The sequence below is a fragment of the Afipia broomeae ATCC 49717 genome, from assembly GCF_000314675.2.
Lineage (GTDB): Bacteria > Pseudomonadota > Alphaproteobacteria > Rhizobiales > Xanthobacteraceae > Afipia > Afipia broomeae.
This window is the reverse complement of sequence record NZ_KB375282.1, coordinates 1,691,492-1,705,198: the sequence shown is the minus strand read 5'-3', so window position 1 is coordinate 1,705,198 and position 13,707 is coordinate 1,691,492. Positions and strand designations below refer to the sequence as shown.

Annotated in this window: 11 protein-coding genes; 7 read left to right on the top strand and 4 right to left on the bottom strand. The window is 61.8% G+C overall.

Annotation, left to right across the window (positions count from 1 at the left end):
• The first annotated feature begins 19 nt into the window (after nt 1-19).
• Nucleotides 20-1,888: an ABC-F family ATP-binding cassette domain-containing protein gene (locus HMPREF9695_RS07840; RefSeq protein ID WP_006020293.1), complete on the top strand. Its 1,869-nt coding sequence runs from the start codon at nt 20-22 to the stop codon at nt 1,886-1,888.
• A 4-nt stretch (nt 1,889-1,892) separates the two neighbouring features.
• Here HMPREF9695_RS07840 and HMPREF9695_RS07835 read toward each other — a convergent pair whose 3' ends face one another.
• From HMPREF9695_RS07835 to HMPREF9695_RS07825, 3 genes are all read right to left on the bottom strand, one after another.
• Nucleotides 1,893-2,399, bottom strand: coding sequence for a hypothetical protein (locus HMPREF9695_RS07835; RefSeq protein ID WP_041711513.1), 507 nt, complete (start codon nt 2,397-2,399; stop codon nt 1,893-1,895).
• A gap of 309 nt (nt 2,400-2,708) precedes the next feature.
• On the bottom strand, nt 2,709-3,161 hold the full coding sequence (locus HMPREF9695_RS07830) for a DNA polymerase III subunit chi (RefSeq protein WP_006020291.1): 453 nt from the start codon (nt 3,159-3,161) through the stop codon (nt 2,709-2,711).
• A gap of 58 nt (nt 3,162-3,219) precedes the next feature.
• A complete protein-coding gene (locus HMPREF9695_RS07825) occupies nt 3,220-4,722 on the bottom strand; it encodes a leucyl aminopeptidase (protein WP_006020290.1) in 1,503 nt (500 codons plus the stop codon).
• Nucleotides 4,723-5,324: 602 nt separating this feature from the next.
• Here HMPREF9695_RS07825 and lptG point away from each other — a divergent pair.
• The 6 genes from lptG to HMPREF9695_RS07795 all read left to right on the top strand — a co-directional run bounded on the left by lptG (nt 5,325) and on the right by HMPREF9695_RS07795 (nt 12,956).
• A complete protein-coding gene (lptG, locus tag HMPREF9695_RS07820) occupies nt 5,325-6,413 on the top strand; it encodes an LPS export ABC transporter permease LptG (protein WP_006020289.1) in 1,089 nt (362 codons plus the stop codon).
• Nucleotides 6,413-8,887: an LPS-assembly protein LptD gene (locus HMPREF9695_RS07815; RefSeq protein WP_006020288.1), complete on the top strand. Its 2,475-nt coding sequence runs from the start codon at nt 6,413-6,415 to the stop codon at nt 8,885-8,887. The genes lptG and HMPREF9695_RS07815 overlap by 1 nt, the downstream gene beginning before the upstream one ends.
• Before the next feature lie 180 nt (nt 8,888-9,067).
• Nucleotides 9,068-9,994 carry a peptidylprolyl isomerase gene (locus HMPREF9695_RS07810; protein WP_024920020.1) on the top strand — a complete coding sequence of 309 codons (927 nt, stop codon included), beginning with the start codon at nt 9,068-9,070 and terminating at the stop codon, nt 9,992-9,994.
• A 19-nt stretch (nt 9,995-10,013) separates the two neighbouring features.
• On the top strand, nt 10,014-11,021 hold the full coding sequence (pdxA, locus tag HMPREF9695_RS07805) for a 4-hydroxythreonine-4-phosphate dehydrogenase PdxA (protein WP_006020286.1): 1,008 nt from the start codon (nt 10,014-10,016) through the stop codon (nt 11,019-11,021).
• Entirely contained in the window at nt 11,018-11,884 is an 867-nt protein-coding gene (rsmA, locus tag HMPREF9695_RS07800; RefSeq protein WP_006020285.1) for a 16S rRNA (adenine(1518)-N(6)/adenine(1519)-N(6))-dimethyltransferase RsmA, read from the top strand. Before pdxA ends, rsmA begins: the two co-directional genes overlap by 4 nt.
• 13 nt (nt 11,885-11,897) lie before the next feature.
• Nucleotides 11,898-12,956 (top strand): alcohol dehydrogenase, encoded by a 1,059-nt coding sequence (locus tag HMPREF9695_RS07795; protein WP_006020284.1) that lies wholly within the window; start codon nt 11,898-11,900, stop codon nt 12,954-12,956.
• A gap of 8 nt (nt 12,957-12,964) precedes the next feature.
• On the opposite strand, the gene HMPREF9695_RS07790 is transcribed toward HMPREF9695_RS07795, so the two are convergent.
• Nucleotides 12,965-13,642 carry a spermine/spermidine synthase domain-containing protein gene (locus HMPREF9695_RS07790; RefSeq protein ID WP_006020283.1) on the bottom strand — a complete coding sequence of 226 codons (678 nt, stop codon included), beginning with the start codon at nt 13,640-13,642 and terminating at the stop codon, nt 12,965-12,967.
• Nucleotides 13,643-13,707: the final 65 nt, after the last annotated feature.

Genomic DNA, 13,707 nt, shown 5'->3' with positions numbered 1-13,707 from the left:
TGTTCCGTAAAAGCCCGCCATGCTCTCCATTAATGACATTTCCGTCCGGATCGCCGGACGTTTGCTGATCGACCAGAGCACGGTGCAGATCGTACCCGGCGCGCGTGTCGGCTTTGTCGGCCGCAACGGCGTCGGCAAATCGACCCTGTTTCACGCCATTCGGGGTGAGTTACCTACGGAAACCGGCTCGATTTCGATTCCGCCGCGCTGGCGGGTCGGCAGCCTCGCGCAGGAAGCGCCCGACGGTCCTGAAAGCCTGATCGATGTGGTCCTGAAGGCCGATCTGGAGCGCGCGGCTTTGCTGCATGAAGCGGAAACCGCGCACGACCCGCATCGGATCGCCGATATCCAGACACGGCTTGTCGATATCGACGCTCATTCCGCGCCCGCCCGCGCGGCCGCTATTCTGTCGGGCCTCGGCTTCTCCACCGCCGATCAGGCCCGGTCCTGCTCGGAGTTCTCCGGCGGATGGCGCATGCGTGTGGCGCTGGCGGCCACGCTGTTCGCGGCGCCTGATCTGCTGCTGCTGGACGAGCCGACCAACTATCTCGACCTCGAAGGCACACTCTGGCTTGAGGATCATCTTGCGAACTATCCGCGCACAGTGATCGTCATCAGCCACGATCGCGATCTGCTCGATACGTCGGTGGATCAGATCCTTCATCTCGATCGCGGCAAGCTCACGCTCTACAAGGGCACCTACTCGTCATTCGAGGAACAGCGCGCCACCCGCGAGATGCTCGACGCCAAGCACGCCAAGAAGCAGATGGACGAGCGCAAGCGATTGCAGGCGTTTGTCGACCGCTTCAAGGCCAAGGCCTCGAAAGCCAAGCAGGCGCAATCGCGTGTGAAAATGCTGGAGCGGATGAAGCCAGTCACGGCTCTCGTGACGCAGGACGTTCGCGAGATCACGTTTCCGACGCCTGACAAGATTCTCTCGCCGCCGATTATTGCTGTGGACGGCGTTTCGGTGGGATACGATCCGGCGAAGCCTGTGCTCAACAACGTTACGCTGCGCATCGACAACGACGATCGCATCGCCCTGCTCGGCTCCAACGGCAACGGCAAATCGACGCTGGTGAAACTGCTCGCCGGCAAGCTGCCGCCGTTTTCCGGCAAGGTCGTGCGTGCCGACAAGCTCTCGGTCGGTTACTTCGCACAGCACCAGACCGACGAACTCGATCTCGAGGGCTCGGCTTACGATCATCTGCGGCGGCTGATGCCGAACGATACGGAGACGAAAGTGCGCGCGCGGACGGGCGCCATCGGGTTTTCCGGCAAGGCTGGCGACACCAAGGTGAGCTCGCTGTCCGGCGGTGAGAAAGCGCGGCTGCTGCTCGGGCTTGCGACATTCTACGGCCCGAACATGATCATCCTCGACGAGCCGACCAACCATCTGGATATCGACAGCCGCGCCGCGCTGGCCGAAGCGATCAATGATTTTCCCGGCGCGATCATCATGGTCTCGCACGACCGCTACCTGATCGAGGCGTGCGCCGATCAGCTATGGGTGGTGGCGGACCGCGCCGTCACGCCGTACGACGGCGATCTCGACGACTATCGCCGGTCGGTGCTGACATCGCGGGGCATGCGTGCGTCGAGCCGCGATCGCGCAGGCAATGAGCGCGGCAACGGTAAACCGGTGCGTGCAAAATCCGAGAAGCGCGTACCGCTCAAGCAGAAGATTTCAAACGCGGAAAGCGAGATTGCGCGGATCACCGGCATCATTGAGAAGATCGACGCCGCCCTCGCCCTGCCCGACCTGTTCAAGCGCGATCCGAAACAGGCCGCGCAACTCACCAAGGCCCGCGCAAGTGCAGCAGACGCGTTGCAGCGCGCCGAAGACGAATGGCTTGAGGCAAGTTCTTACGACGAAGCCGCGAACTGAGGGTCTAGGCGCGCTTCTTCTTTGCAGCACGCGCGGGCTTTTCCGGCGGCGGCACGTCGACACGCTCGATCGACGTTAACCGGCCCGACGTGAAGGTATAGGCGCCGGGGCGCGGTCCGGTTTTCCAGGTAATGAGCGCAACGCGGTCGCCGCGCGCATTGTTCGACAGGTTGACGCTCTCTGGCGCGACAGGGATCGCGCGCGCGACGTCACATTCGGTATGACCCAGCGCGACCGGGGCCACGGAAACCTGGCCTTCGGAAGATGCATTGGCATCGGCGGGCGCACCCTGCGCCGGCATGCCGGGACACTGACCATCCGATGAAATCAGGTCGTTCGCGGACACTTCCTTTGTCGGGCTCAGGGGCGGCGTTTCAATCGCGCTGTTACCGGCTTTGAAGATCTTGCCCGGACGCGCGAACCATTCCTGGTCCTTGAGCGAAAAGTCCGATAGCCCGCCGAGCCCGCTGCAACCGGCAACCATCGGAGCCACAATCACGAGGGCTGCCATCTGCCGGACATGGATGTTTTTACGCAGGACGCTCAAATTCGATCTCACATCAACTTCAGCGCTTTGATACGCGTTCGGGAACCGGGATATGTCTAAAGCAAATGCCTAAACAATCATTTGCGCGTCTTTTGGCGGCAAGAATGGAACCCCTTGCCCATAACTGCGCTTACGTCGCCTTCCACCACCCCTTTGCGGCACCATGGTGGCTAAGCGCCCGTCAGGTCAACGAAAAAAGACTCTAACATTAACAGCAGCCCGGCGAGGCGAGCCGCCGGCGGATCGTCTTATCCGTCTATCTGAATCGCGCATTTACGCGCGTTTCTGCCATCTGCCGCGCTCGTCGGTCTGCCAGTATGTCAAATCGAGCCCGCGCGATTTACCGTCCGTCCAGGCCGCGCGGGCAACACCGAGCGCCTCGTCGTCGTCACCGTTGAAGACAAAAACGATACGATCGTATGTTGCGCAATCCTTGGGCAGCCCCGCGGTATCCACAATAAATCGGACATTGGCATTGTTGGGATTGCCGTCGTCCATGGTCAGAACAATCGGCTGGTTCATGGCATCGCTGTCGCGCCAGGTGCCATGCGGTAAAAACGAATCCTCACGATATGTCCACAGATGGGCGTCGAGCGCTTCGGCGCGCTCTTCCGATCCGGTCTGAACCGCGACACGCCATCCCCGCTCGACGGATTTCTCAAGCAACGGCGGCAACACTTTCTCAAGTGTCGTGTCTTGCAAATGATAGAACAGGACTTCCGTCATCGCGCGGCGTGCCGATTGTCAGTTGGGGCGATGCACAGTGCACCGCCCCTGTTACGCGTTATCGCTTCGTCTCGTAGTTGTCCGCGACAAGCCGGTTTAGCAGGCGCACGCCATAGCCCGATCCCCAGCTGCGGTTCAGGTCGGACGCGGGAACACCCATCGCCGTACCGGCAATGTCGAGATGAGCCCACGGCGTGTCATCGACGAAGCGCTGGAGAAACTGCGCCGCGGTGATCGAACCGCCGTTGCGGCTGCCGGTATTTTTCATATCGGCGAACTGCGAATCGATCTGTTTGTCGTATTCGGGGCCGAGCGGCATGCGCCAGACCCGCTCGCCGGTCTCCTGTCCCGCCGCGGTCAGGCGTTCCGCAAGCTTGTCGTCGTTCGAGAACATGCCGGCGTATTCTACGCCGAGCGCGACCATGATCGCTCCGGTCAGAGTCGCCAGATCGATCATGAACTTCGGCTTGTGCTTTTGCGCGACGTACCAGAGAACGTCGGCCAGCACGAGGCGGCCCTCGGCATCCGTGTTGATGATCTCGATGGTCTGTCCCGACATCGATGTCACGATATCGCCGGGACGCTGCGCATTGCCGTCCGGCATGTTTTCCACAAGACCGATCGCGCCGACGACATTAACCTTCGCCTTGCGTGCAGCCAGCGCGTGCATCAGGCCAACGACGCAAGCCGCGCCGCCCATATCGCCCTTCATATCTTCCATGCTGCCGGCCGGCTTGATGGAAATGCCGCCGGTATCGAAGCACACGCCCTTGCCGACAAAGGCGATCGGCTGCTCGCCGGGCTTGCCGCCGTTCCAGCGCATGATGACGGTGCGGCCGTCATGTTCGGAGCCCTGCGAAACGCCGAGCAGCGCGCCCATGCCCAGCTTCGTCATCGCCTTGACGTCGAGAACATCGACCTTGACGCCGAGCTTGCGCAACTGCGTAGCGCGCCGCGCGAATTCCGCCGGGAAAAGCACGTTCGGCGGCTCATTGACGAGTTCGCGCGCGATCAGCACGCCGTCCACGACATGATTCTCGGGCGTGAAGGCTTTGCGCGCAGCAGCCACGTCAGCGACCGCAATCGAGAACTGCGTCCGCAGCGGTGCGTTGTCGCCGTCCTTCTTCTTGGTCTTGTAACGGACGAATCGATAGGCACGCAGCCGGATGCCGGATGCGATCAGAGCCGCCTGCGATCCCTTCATCGCGCCCGACGGAAGCTCCGCGAGAACGGTCACAGCTTCGGTGCCGGCGCTGATCTTGGCGGCGACCTTGCCGCCGAGCTTGATGAAATCGCTGTCCTTGAGCGACGCCAGTTTACCCGCACCGACAACGATCAGACGCCCCACCTTGAGACCTTCCGGCGCCAGAATATCGAGCGTAGCCCCGCTCTTTCCCTTGAACTGATTCATTGTTGCTGCGCGCTTGACGGCATTCGCAGCAGTTCCCAGCGCCTTGATCGTGGACGGGCCGAATTTCAATGTGTCGTCGCAAAACACCACCAGAACGCCGCGGGGGGCAGCGGAAAACGGTACGAAGCCGACCTTTACGGCGTCGGTCATAGGCAAATCCTCCAGATCATCGCGGCTTGCGCAGCTAGTGTCTCGTATCCGACGTTCGCTTCACACCGCAGCGCCTCCCGAGCGAACGTCGGATACGAAAGGACACTCGTAAGCTTATGATTCCAGTAATCCTTCGGTTCTGACATTCGTAAAAGGGCCTGCTAAAGCTACGATACGAATGTCAGACCGGATCACCAGGGACCAGAATCCAGCAGGATTCTCTGCGGCGCACTATGACGCGTTCCGGCGCGCGCTGCCAAGCGCGCCAAGCATGGCTGCCGCCTCGCCGCAAGAGTTACCCCAAAGCAACGATGAGGTTTTATTAACCGTACTTGAGGCGCGGCCTCAGGTCGGCCATTTTGTTGACCAATCAAAGGGATGCTATGAAATAAGAATGTGCCGGAAAACGCGATTCCGCCCTGGGGGAACCTTGCGAAAGGTTTGGGCGCATTTCGCGGAAACTGGCTGGAGTTGGGGATACTGCTGCCCGATGGGGTCAATCGACACCACTGTTTACCGGACGACGACACCGTCGTCCGCCTGGCTTTTCGCGACCGTCCGGCCTGCCCGGCGGCATGCGTGGGCGTAAGGCGGTTACGCGCATGGTGACGACAATCCTCGCACGCTATTTCGCCGGACGTTTCGTGATCGCATCGATCATGACCTTCGCCGCGATCTTCGTGCTGATCATTACAGTCGATTATATCGAGTTGATGCGCCGCGCCGGCGGCCTGCCACATGTGTCGGGTCTGTTCGTTGCGCAGACCGCTTTGTTTCGCGTGCCGTTGTCGCTCGAAAAACTGATGCCGTTCTGCATCCTGATCGGCGCGATGGTCTCTTTCCTCGCCTTGTCGCGCCGACTCGAACTTGTGGTCGCGCGAGCCTCCGGCATTTCAGCCTGGCAGTTCACCACGCCTGCACTGCTCAGCGCGCTGATACTCGGGATGCTGGCGACCGTCGTCTACAATCCGTTGTCGGCGGAGATGCTCGAACGCGCCAAGGGTATGGAGCGGAAGATCTTCACCGACGGCGCGCCAACGGTTCAGGATGGCGCCGGCTTCTGGCTCAACCAGTCGACCAGCGAGGGACAGAGCGTCATCAACGCCGCCCGAAGTCAGGGGCAAGGTGCGGTCCTGACCGGCATCTCGGTGTTCCGCTACGACACGTCCGGCATTTTCAGGGAGAGACTTGAGGCGCAGGAAGCCGTTCTTGAGCCCGGCCGCTGGGTGTTCAAACAGGTGCGCCGCTACACCCTCGACAACCCGGTGATCGAACAGGACACCTTTTCGATCGCGACCACCCTCACCCTGGCCCAGGTCCGGAACAGCTTCTCCACCCCCGAAACTGTGTCATTTTGGCAACTCCCGGACTACATCAAGTCATCCGAGAACTCCGGACAGGCCACAGCCGGTTACCGCCTGCAGTACCACAAGCTCATCGCGCGCCCGTTTTTATTGGCTGCAATGGTGATGCTCGCGGCCGCTGTAAGCCTGCGGTTCTTCCGCTTCGGCGGGGTGCAAAAGATGGTTTTAAGTGGCGTTGCAGCAGGGTTTCTGCTCTATGTCCTGTCGAAAGTAACTGAAGATTTAAGCAAGGCCGAGTTGATGCATCCGCTCGCTGCCGCGTGGTTGCCCGTTTGCGTGGGCGGCCTCTCGGGATTTTTGGCTTTGCTGTACCAGGAGGACGGGTAGTGGCCGTTGTCGCCGCCCTCCAAGGACGGACGCCTACGTTCAGGCGGCGCATTCGCTTGCGCCGTCAAAGCCTGCTCATGTCCGTGGTTCTGGGACTTGGCCTGACGGCCGGGCTCGCGGGCATGGTGGCAACACCGGCCGCCGCCCAGACGTACCGCTACAATCAGCTCCCCCCGAAACCGCCCAAGCAGGCGCGCCCGGCGAACAACGACGGGCAGATGCTGGTGCAGGCGACCGAGGTCAATTACGACTACAACAACTCGCGCGTCGCAGCGGTTGGAAGCGTTCAGATTTATTACAACGGGTCGACGCTTGAAGCCGACAAGGTCATCTACGACCAGAAGACCAAGCGCCTGCATGCCGAAGGCAACGTCAGGCTGACGGACGTCGACGGCAAGATCACCTACGCCAACATGCTCGATCTGTCGGACGACTATCGGGACGGCTTTGTCGATTCGCTGCGTCTTGAGACCGCCGATCAGACCCGGATGGCGGCGACGCGCGCCGACCGCACCGACGGCGACATCACGATTTTCCAGAATGGCGTCTACACCGCCTGCGCGGCCTGTAAGGACAATCCGAAGAAGCCGCCGCTTTGGCAGGTCAAGGGCGCGCGCATAATCCACAATCAGACCGAGAAGATGCTGTACTTCGAGGACGCGCGCCTCGAGTTTTTCGGTCAGCCGATCGCTTATCTGCCGTTCTTCTCGACGCCCGACCCGACGGTCAAGCGCAAGAGCGGCTTCCTGATTCCAAGCTATTCATCGAGCTCGCGTTACGGCGTGGGCATCGAGGTGCCGTACTATTTCGCGCTGGCGCCCGACTACGACCTGACCGTGTCGCCGCGTTACACCACCAAGCAGGGCCTGCTGATGCAGGGTGAATTCCGTCAGCGCCTGATCAATGGCGCCTACGAAATCCGCGCCTATGGCATCCGTCAGGACGACAAGGGTCAGTTCCTAACCGAGCCGGGTTACCGCGACTTCCGCGGCGGCATCGATACCAAGGGCCAGTTCGCGCTCAACGACAAATGGGTCTGGGGCTGGGACGCGGTCGCGGTCTCCGACAAGTCGTTCTTCTTCGACTACGGCCTCGGCCCGTACAAAAACGCGCTCAACGCATTCCTGCTGACCCCCGATACCGGTCTGTCCCAGATTTATCTCACCGGCGTCGGCAACCGCAGCTATTTCGACGCGCGTATCATGCACTTCCTCGGCTATTCCGCAGCCGACAATCAGAGCCAGATTCCGATCGTTCACCCGGTGATCGATTATTCGAACGTGCTCAACCGCAACATTCTGGGCGGCGAGTTCAGCTACAAGGCCAACTTCACCAGCCTGAGCCGCCAGACCGCGGCGTTCGATCCAATCAACCCGACCGCACTCCTCAGTGGCTGGTGCCTGCCCACATCGGCAGACCCGACGAGGAAGATACCTTCGAACTGCTTGCTGCGCGGCATCCCCGGTGACTACACCCGGCTGACGGCCGAAGTGGAATGGCGCCGCTCGTTCACCGACTCCATCGGCCAGATCTTCACGCCTTTCGCGTCGCTGCGCGGTGACGTGATCAGCGCCAACATCGACAACCAGCCCGGCGTCTCCAACTACCTGCCGGTCGGCTCGACGCAGACCGCGCGCCTGATGCCGACGGTCGGACTCGAGTATCGCTACCCGTTCATCAATGTGCAGCCGTGGGGCACCACGACGATCGAACCGATCGGCCAGTTGATCATCCGCCCGAATGAGCCGAGCGCCGGCCGTCTTCCGAACGAAGACGCACAGAGCTTTACATTCGACGACAGCAACCTGTTCCGTGTCGACAAGTTCTCGGGCTATGACCGCGTCGAAGGCGGCGGCCGTGCGAATGTCGGCGTTCAGGCGACCACGCAGTTCGACCGCGGCGGCTCCATCAATGTCCTGTTCGGACAATCGTACCAGCTGTTCGGGCTGAACTCGTTCGCCGTGCAGGATCTGACCAACACCGGCATCGGTAGCGGTCTGGAAACCGCCCGGTCCGACTATGTCGGCCGCATCGCGTACCAGCCGAACAAGATCTACAGCCTGATCGCCCGCACCCGGCTCGACGAGGCGACGGGGGCCGTGCGGCGTTTCGAACTTGAAGGCCGCGCAAATTTCGACCGCTTCCAGGTGAGCCTGCTCTACGGCAACTACGACAAGCAGCCTGAACTCGGATTCCTCAACCGCCGCGAAGGCATCGTGGGCACTGGCTCGATCAAGATAGCGAACAACTGGATGCTGTCTGGCGGGTTGCGTTACGACATCGCGAACCAGACGGTAAATCAGTACATCGTGGGCGCAGGCTACGTGGACGACTGCTTCATCATCGCAGCCAACTACATCACCGATTACGCCTACACGTCGACGAGCTATACAACTCCCGTCACCGACCACCGCATCATGCTTCAGATCGGCCTGCGCACCATCGGCACGAGTTCGTTCAACGCTTCGCAGTAGTATTCCGGTAGCGGAATTTTGAAACCCGCGCGATTGCAGATTCAAGGCGCGTCCGGCAAGGCTACAGGAACCGCCGAAAATTCATCAAGCGCGTGCATTGACGCCGCAAACGCGAGGTAGGTTTTGCTACGCTGGAACCTCCAGCCTTCGCCAGAAATAGGTTTGAAGACGGGTTTGAATATGATCGCGACTTTTATTCTTCGCACAGCAAGGGCTGTTTCGCTCGCAGCCGCCGTTCTCCTCACGTCGGGCTTCGGCTCCGCCGTCATGGCGCAATCCGTCGCAGCGATGGTGAATGGCGAGGCCATTACCAATTTCGACATCGATCAGCGCATCAAGCTCACGCAGTTGACGACGCGCAAGACAATCTCCCGGCAGGAAGCCCTCGACGAGCTGATCAACGACAAGCTCAAGATCAAGGAAGGCAAGCGGTACGGCCTCGACATGTCATCGTCGGATATCGACGGTGCCTACGGCAACATGGCTTCGCGCATGCGCCTGAATCCCGAGCAGCTTAACAAGACGCTCGAAGGTCACGGCATCCGCCCCGAGACTCTCAAGAGCCGCATCAAGGCGGACATGACCTGGGGCAATCTGGTGCGCGGCCGGTTCCAGTCGAATCTGCTTGTCCCCGAAAAAGATCTCGCCGGGTTCGATAGCGGCAAATCGGATGGTGAAAGCTTCGAGTATCTCGTTCGCCCGATCGTCCTGATCGTGCCGCGAGGCTCGCCGTCGAGCACCATCGAAGCGCGACGCAAGGAAGCGGAACTGCTTCGCAACAGAATTTCCTCCTGCGATGAAGCGCAGGAACTGTTCCGCTCGATGCGAGACGCGGCGATCCGCGATCAGCTTACCAAGACCTCAGCGGACCTGCCGCCGAACCTGCGAGAGCTGCTCGACAAGATGCCTGTCGGCAAACTGACGCCTCCGGAGGTGACCAAGCAGGGCATTGAAATGGTGGCGCTGTGCAGCCGCAAGCCGACCAAGGCCGACACACCCGCCAAGCGCGAAGCGCGCGAGAAAATCTACAACCAGAAATACGAAGCCAAGTCCAAGTCGTATCTCCAGGAGATCCGCAAGGGCGCCATGATCGAAATGCGCAACTGATGAGCGCGACGCCTCGGCCATGACCAAAGCACTCGCGCTGACGATCGGCGAACCCGCAGGCATCGGTCCTGACATCGCGATCGCTGCATGGCTGAAGCGGCGTGAACTCGATCTTCCCGCGTTCTATTTGATCGGCGACAGCGCATTCATCGCGGCCCGCGCCGGAATATTGGGCGTCGATATCTCCACCGCCGACACGAGCGCCGAAGACGCCGCAGGCGTTTTCGCAGACGCGCTTCCCGTGGTGACAACCCGCGTAGCGGCGACGGCAAAGCCCGGACAGCCCGACGGCAGCAGCGCACCGGCGGCCATTGCGTCGATCCGGCACGCCGTCGCCGACGTCATTGCCGGACGCGCCAGTGCGGTCGTCACCAATCCGATCGCCAAGAGCGTGCTGTATCGTGCGGGCTTTTCACATCCCGGCCACACCGAATTCCTGGCGCAGCTCTCCGCCGCGGTGAGCGGTTCGGTGCCCCATCCGGTGATGATGTTGTGGTCGCCTGAGCTTGCTGTCGTTCCGGTGACGATCCATCTGCCGCTGCGCGACGCCATCACGCAGCTGACCAGCGATCTCATCGTCAGAACCGCACGAATCGTCGCGGCGGATTTGCAGACACGGCTTGGCATTGCCCGGCCCCGCCTCGCGATCTCGGGCCTTAATCCCCACGCCGGCGAAGATGGCTCGCTCGGTCACGAGGACCAGTCGATCATCGCGCCTGCGATTGAGACGCTGCGGCGGGACGGCATCGACGTACGCGGCCCGCTGCCAGCCGACACCATGTTTCATGCCGCTGCACGGAAAACCTACGACTGCGCGATCTGCATGTATCACGACCAGGCACTGATCCCGATCAAGACCATTGCCTTCGATGACGGCGTGAATGTCACGCTGGGACTGCCGTTCATCCGCACCTCGCCGGATCACGGCACGGCGTTCGACATCGCGGGCACCGGGCGCGCGAATCCCTCGAGCCTGATTGCGGCGCTGCGCCTCGCGGCGCGCATGGCCTCGGCATCGAAGGCATGAGCGCCATCGACGATCTACCTCCGCTCAGCGACGTCATCCGCCGCTTCGAGCTATCCGCACGCAAGTCGCTCGGCCAGAATTTCCTGCTCGATCTCAATCTGACATCGCGGATTGCGCGCGCGGCCGCGCCGCTGGAGGACGCGACCATTGTCGAAATCGGTCCAGGCCCCGGCGGCCTGACGCGCGCCCTGCTCGCGCAGAATGTCAAACGCGTCATCGCCGTGGAACGCGACGAGCGCGCCATTCCTGCACTGGAAGAGATTGCGCAGCGCTATCCCGGCCGCCTGACCATCGTAAATGCGGATGCGACGACATTCGATCCGCGGCCGCATCTCAATGGCGAGCGCGCAAAGATCGTCGCCAATCTGCCTTACAATATCGCGACCGCGTTGCTGGTCGACTGGCTCAGCGCCGAGCCATGGCCGCCGTGGTACGACATGATGGTGCTGATGTTTCAGCGCGAGGTCGCCGAGCGCATTGTCGCCTGTGAAAATGACGAGGCCTATGGCCGCCTCGGCGTGCTCGCCAACTGGCGGGCGGAAACCAAGATCCTGTTCGATATCTCGCCCAGCGCCTTCGTGCCGCCGCCTAAGGTGACGTCATCCGTGGTGCGGCTGATTCCGCGCGCCGCACCTCTGCCCTGCGATCGCCGCATGCTGGAGCGCGTAGCCGCGGCCGCCTTCGGCCAGCGCCGGAAAATGCTGCGGCAGAGCCTCAAATCGCTGAATGCCGATCCTGCACTGCTGGCGGCCGCCGCAGGCGTCGATCCAACGCGGCGCGCCGAGACCATCCCGGTGTCCGGCTTTGTTGCCATGGCACGCGAATTGGCGGATATAACAGCCGCAAAATCAAAAACAGTGTAACGGAGAAAGCCCAATGGCTCAGATGCGCCGCCAGTCTCTCGTGAAGTTCGATGCTCCGCTCTGCGAAACCATCGTGGAGACCCCGAAGCCGCAGGGCCGGGAAGTTCTGGTGCGGATCGAGCGCTGCGGCCTGTGCCATTCGGACCTGCACATTCAGGACGGCTATGCTGATCTTGGCAATGGCAAGAAGCTCGACACCACCCGCGGCATGACCCTGCCCTTCACGCTCGGCCACGAGATCGCGGGCGTCGTCGATGAAGTCGGCCCTGATGGAGACAAGTCGCTCATCGGTAAAAAGATGGCCGTGTTCCCGTGGATCGGCTGCGGCCAGTGCCGCGACTGCCTCAACGGCGACGAGAACCTTTGCGCGCGTAACCGCTTTCTTGGCGTGTCGATCGACGGTGGCTTTGCCAGCCACGTTCTCGTGCCCGACCAGAAGTATCTCATCGACTACGGCCAGGTGCCGGTCGATACGGCGGCGACATTGATGTGCTCGGGCATCACCGCTTACGGCGCACTGAAGCGTCTGGTCGATCGGCCTCGCCAGCGCAATCTGCTGCTGATCGGTCTTGGCGGCGTCGGCATGATGGGCGTCTCGCTCGCGCAGGCGATGTTCAAGCAGCCCATCACAGTCGCCGATCTCAGCGCATCGGCCCGCGACGCGGCGGTCAAGAACGGCGCCTCCACCGCTTACGATCCGACAGAAGCCGATATCGCCAAGCGCATCATCAAGGAAACCGACGGCGGCTTCGACGGGATCGTCGATTTCGCCGGTAATGAGAAGTCGATGGCGTTTGCGACCTCCGTCGTGGCGCGTGGCGGCAAGATCGTGGTGTCGGGCCTGATGGGCGGCAACTTCAATCTTCCGATGGTGCAATGGATCTACAAGCGCATGACCGTCGAAGGCTTCATGACCGGCACGCTTGCCGAGGCCGAGGAACTGATGGCGCTGGCACGCGCCGGCAAGGTCAAGCCGACACCGATGAAGGAAGAGCCGATGGGCGACGTGCAGAAGTGGATCGATCAGTTGCGCGCCGGCAAAGTCGTCGGCCGCATTATGCTGACGAACTGAACTCTTCTTTAGCGGCCCAGCCGGGTCGCGAGCCAGATCACATGACGCGCGCCACCACGCTTGCCGTTGGCGCGCGTTTTGATTTCATCCACATCGAAGCCCGCTTTCGCCAGCCGCTGCGTGAAACGCGGATCTGGGCCGGACGACCACACAGCAAACACGCCGCCGGGCCGCAGCGCCGCATGTGCAGCCGCAAGACCGCTCCTGTTATAGAGCGCGTCGTTGGCTTCGCGGCTCACCCCTTCGGGACCATTGTCGACGTCGAGCAGAATGGCGTCGAACGCCGATCGCTCGGCGCGGATCAGCGCTCCGACGTCCTTCTCGCGAATGGACACACGCGGATCGGCCAGGCTGTCACCGAACACCTCCGCCATCGGTCCGCGTGCCCAGGTCACCACCTCCGGCACCAGTTCGGCGACGACAATGCGCGCATCCGCATCGAGGGCGGACAATGCCGCGCGCAATGTGAAGCCCATGCCGAGGCCGCCGATCAGCAGCCGCGGCTTCTTGCATCCCTGCAATCTCTCGCAGGTCAGCGTGGCGAGCGCCTGTTCGGACCCGCTGAGACGGCTGTTCATCAACTCGTTCTGGCCGAGCTTGATGGAAAATTCAGTGCCACGCCGCATCAGGCGGAGCTCGCCGCCGCCGGGGATTTGCGCGGTATCCAGCAAGGTCCACGGGATCAACGATTATCTCCTCGACTGTTCGGCGCGACGGCGCGCGGCCCGCTCTCGTTAGCCATGGAGGTTCC

Bases quoted from the DNA above. Each gene is read 5' to 3' on its own strand.
- HMPREF9695_RS07840 (WP_006020293.1), top strand. From the start codon at position 20: ATGCTCTCCATTAATGACATTTCCGTCCGGATCGCCGGACGTTTGCTG.
- HMPREF9695_RS07835 (WP_041711513.1), bottom strand. From the start codon at position 2,399: ATGGCAGCCCTCGTGATTGTGGCTCCGATGGTTGCCGGTTGCAGCGGG.
- HMPREF9695_RS07830 (WP_006020291.1), bottom strand. From the start codon at position 3,161: ATGACGGAAGTCCTGTTCTATCATTTGCAAGACACGACACTTGAGAAA.
- HMPREF9695_RS07825 (WP_006020290.1), bottom strand. From the start codon at position 4,722: ATGACCGACGCCGTAAAGGTCGGCTTCGTACCGTTTTCCGCTGCCCCC.
- lptG (WP_006020289.1), top strand. From the start codon at position 5,325: ATGGTGACGACAATCCTCGCACGCTATTTCGCCGGACGTTTCGTGATC.
- HMPREF9695_RS07810 (WP_024920020.1), top strand. From the start codon at position 9,068: ATGATCGCGACTTTTATTCTTCGCACAGCAAGGGCTGTTTCGCTCGCA.
- pdxA (WP_006020286.1), top strand. From the start codon at position 10,014: ATGACCAAAGCACTCGCGCTGACGATCGGCGAACCCGCAGGCATCGGT.
- rsmA (WP_006020285.1), top strand. From the start codon at position 11,018: ATGAGCGCCATCGACGATCTACCTCCGCTCAGCGACGTCATCCGCCGC.
- HMPREF9695_RS07795 (WP_006020284.1), top strand. From the start codon at position 11,898: ATGGCTCAGATGCGCCGCCAGTCTCTCGTGAAGTTCGATGCTCCGCTC.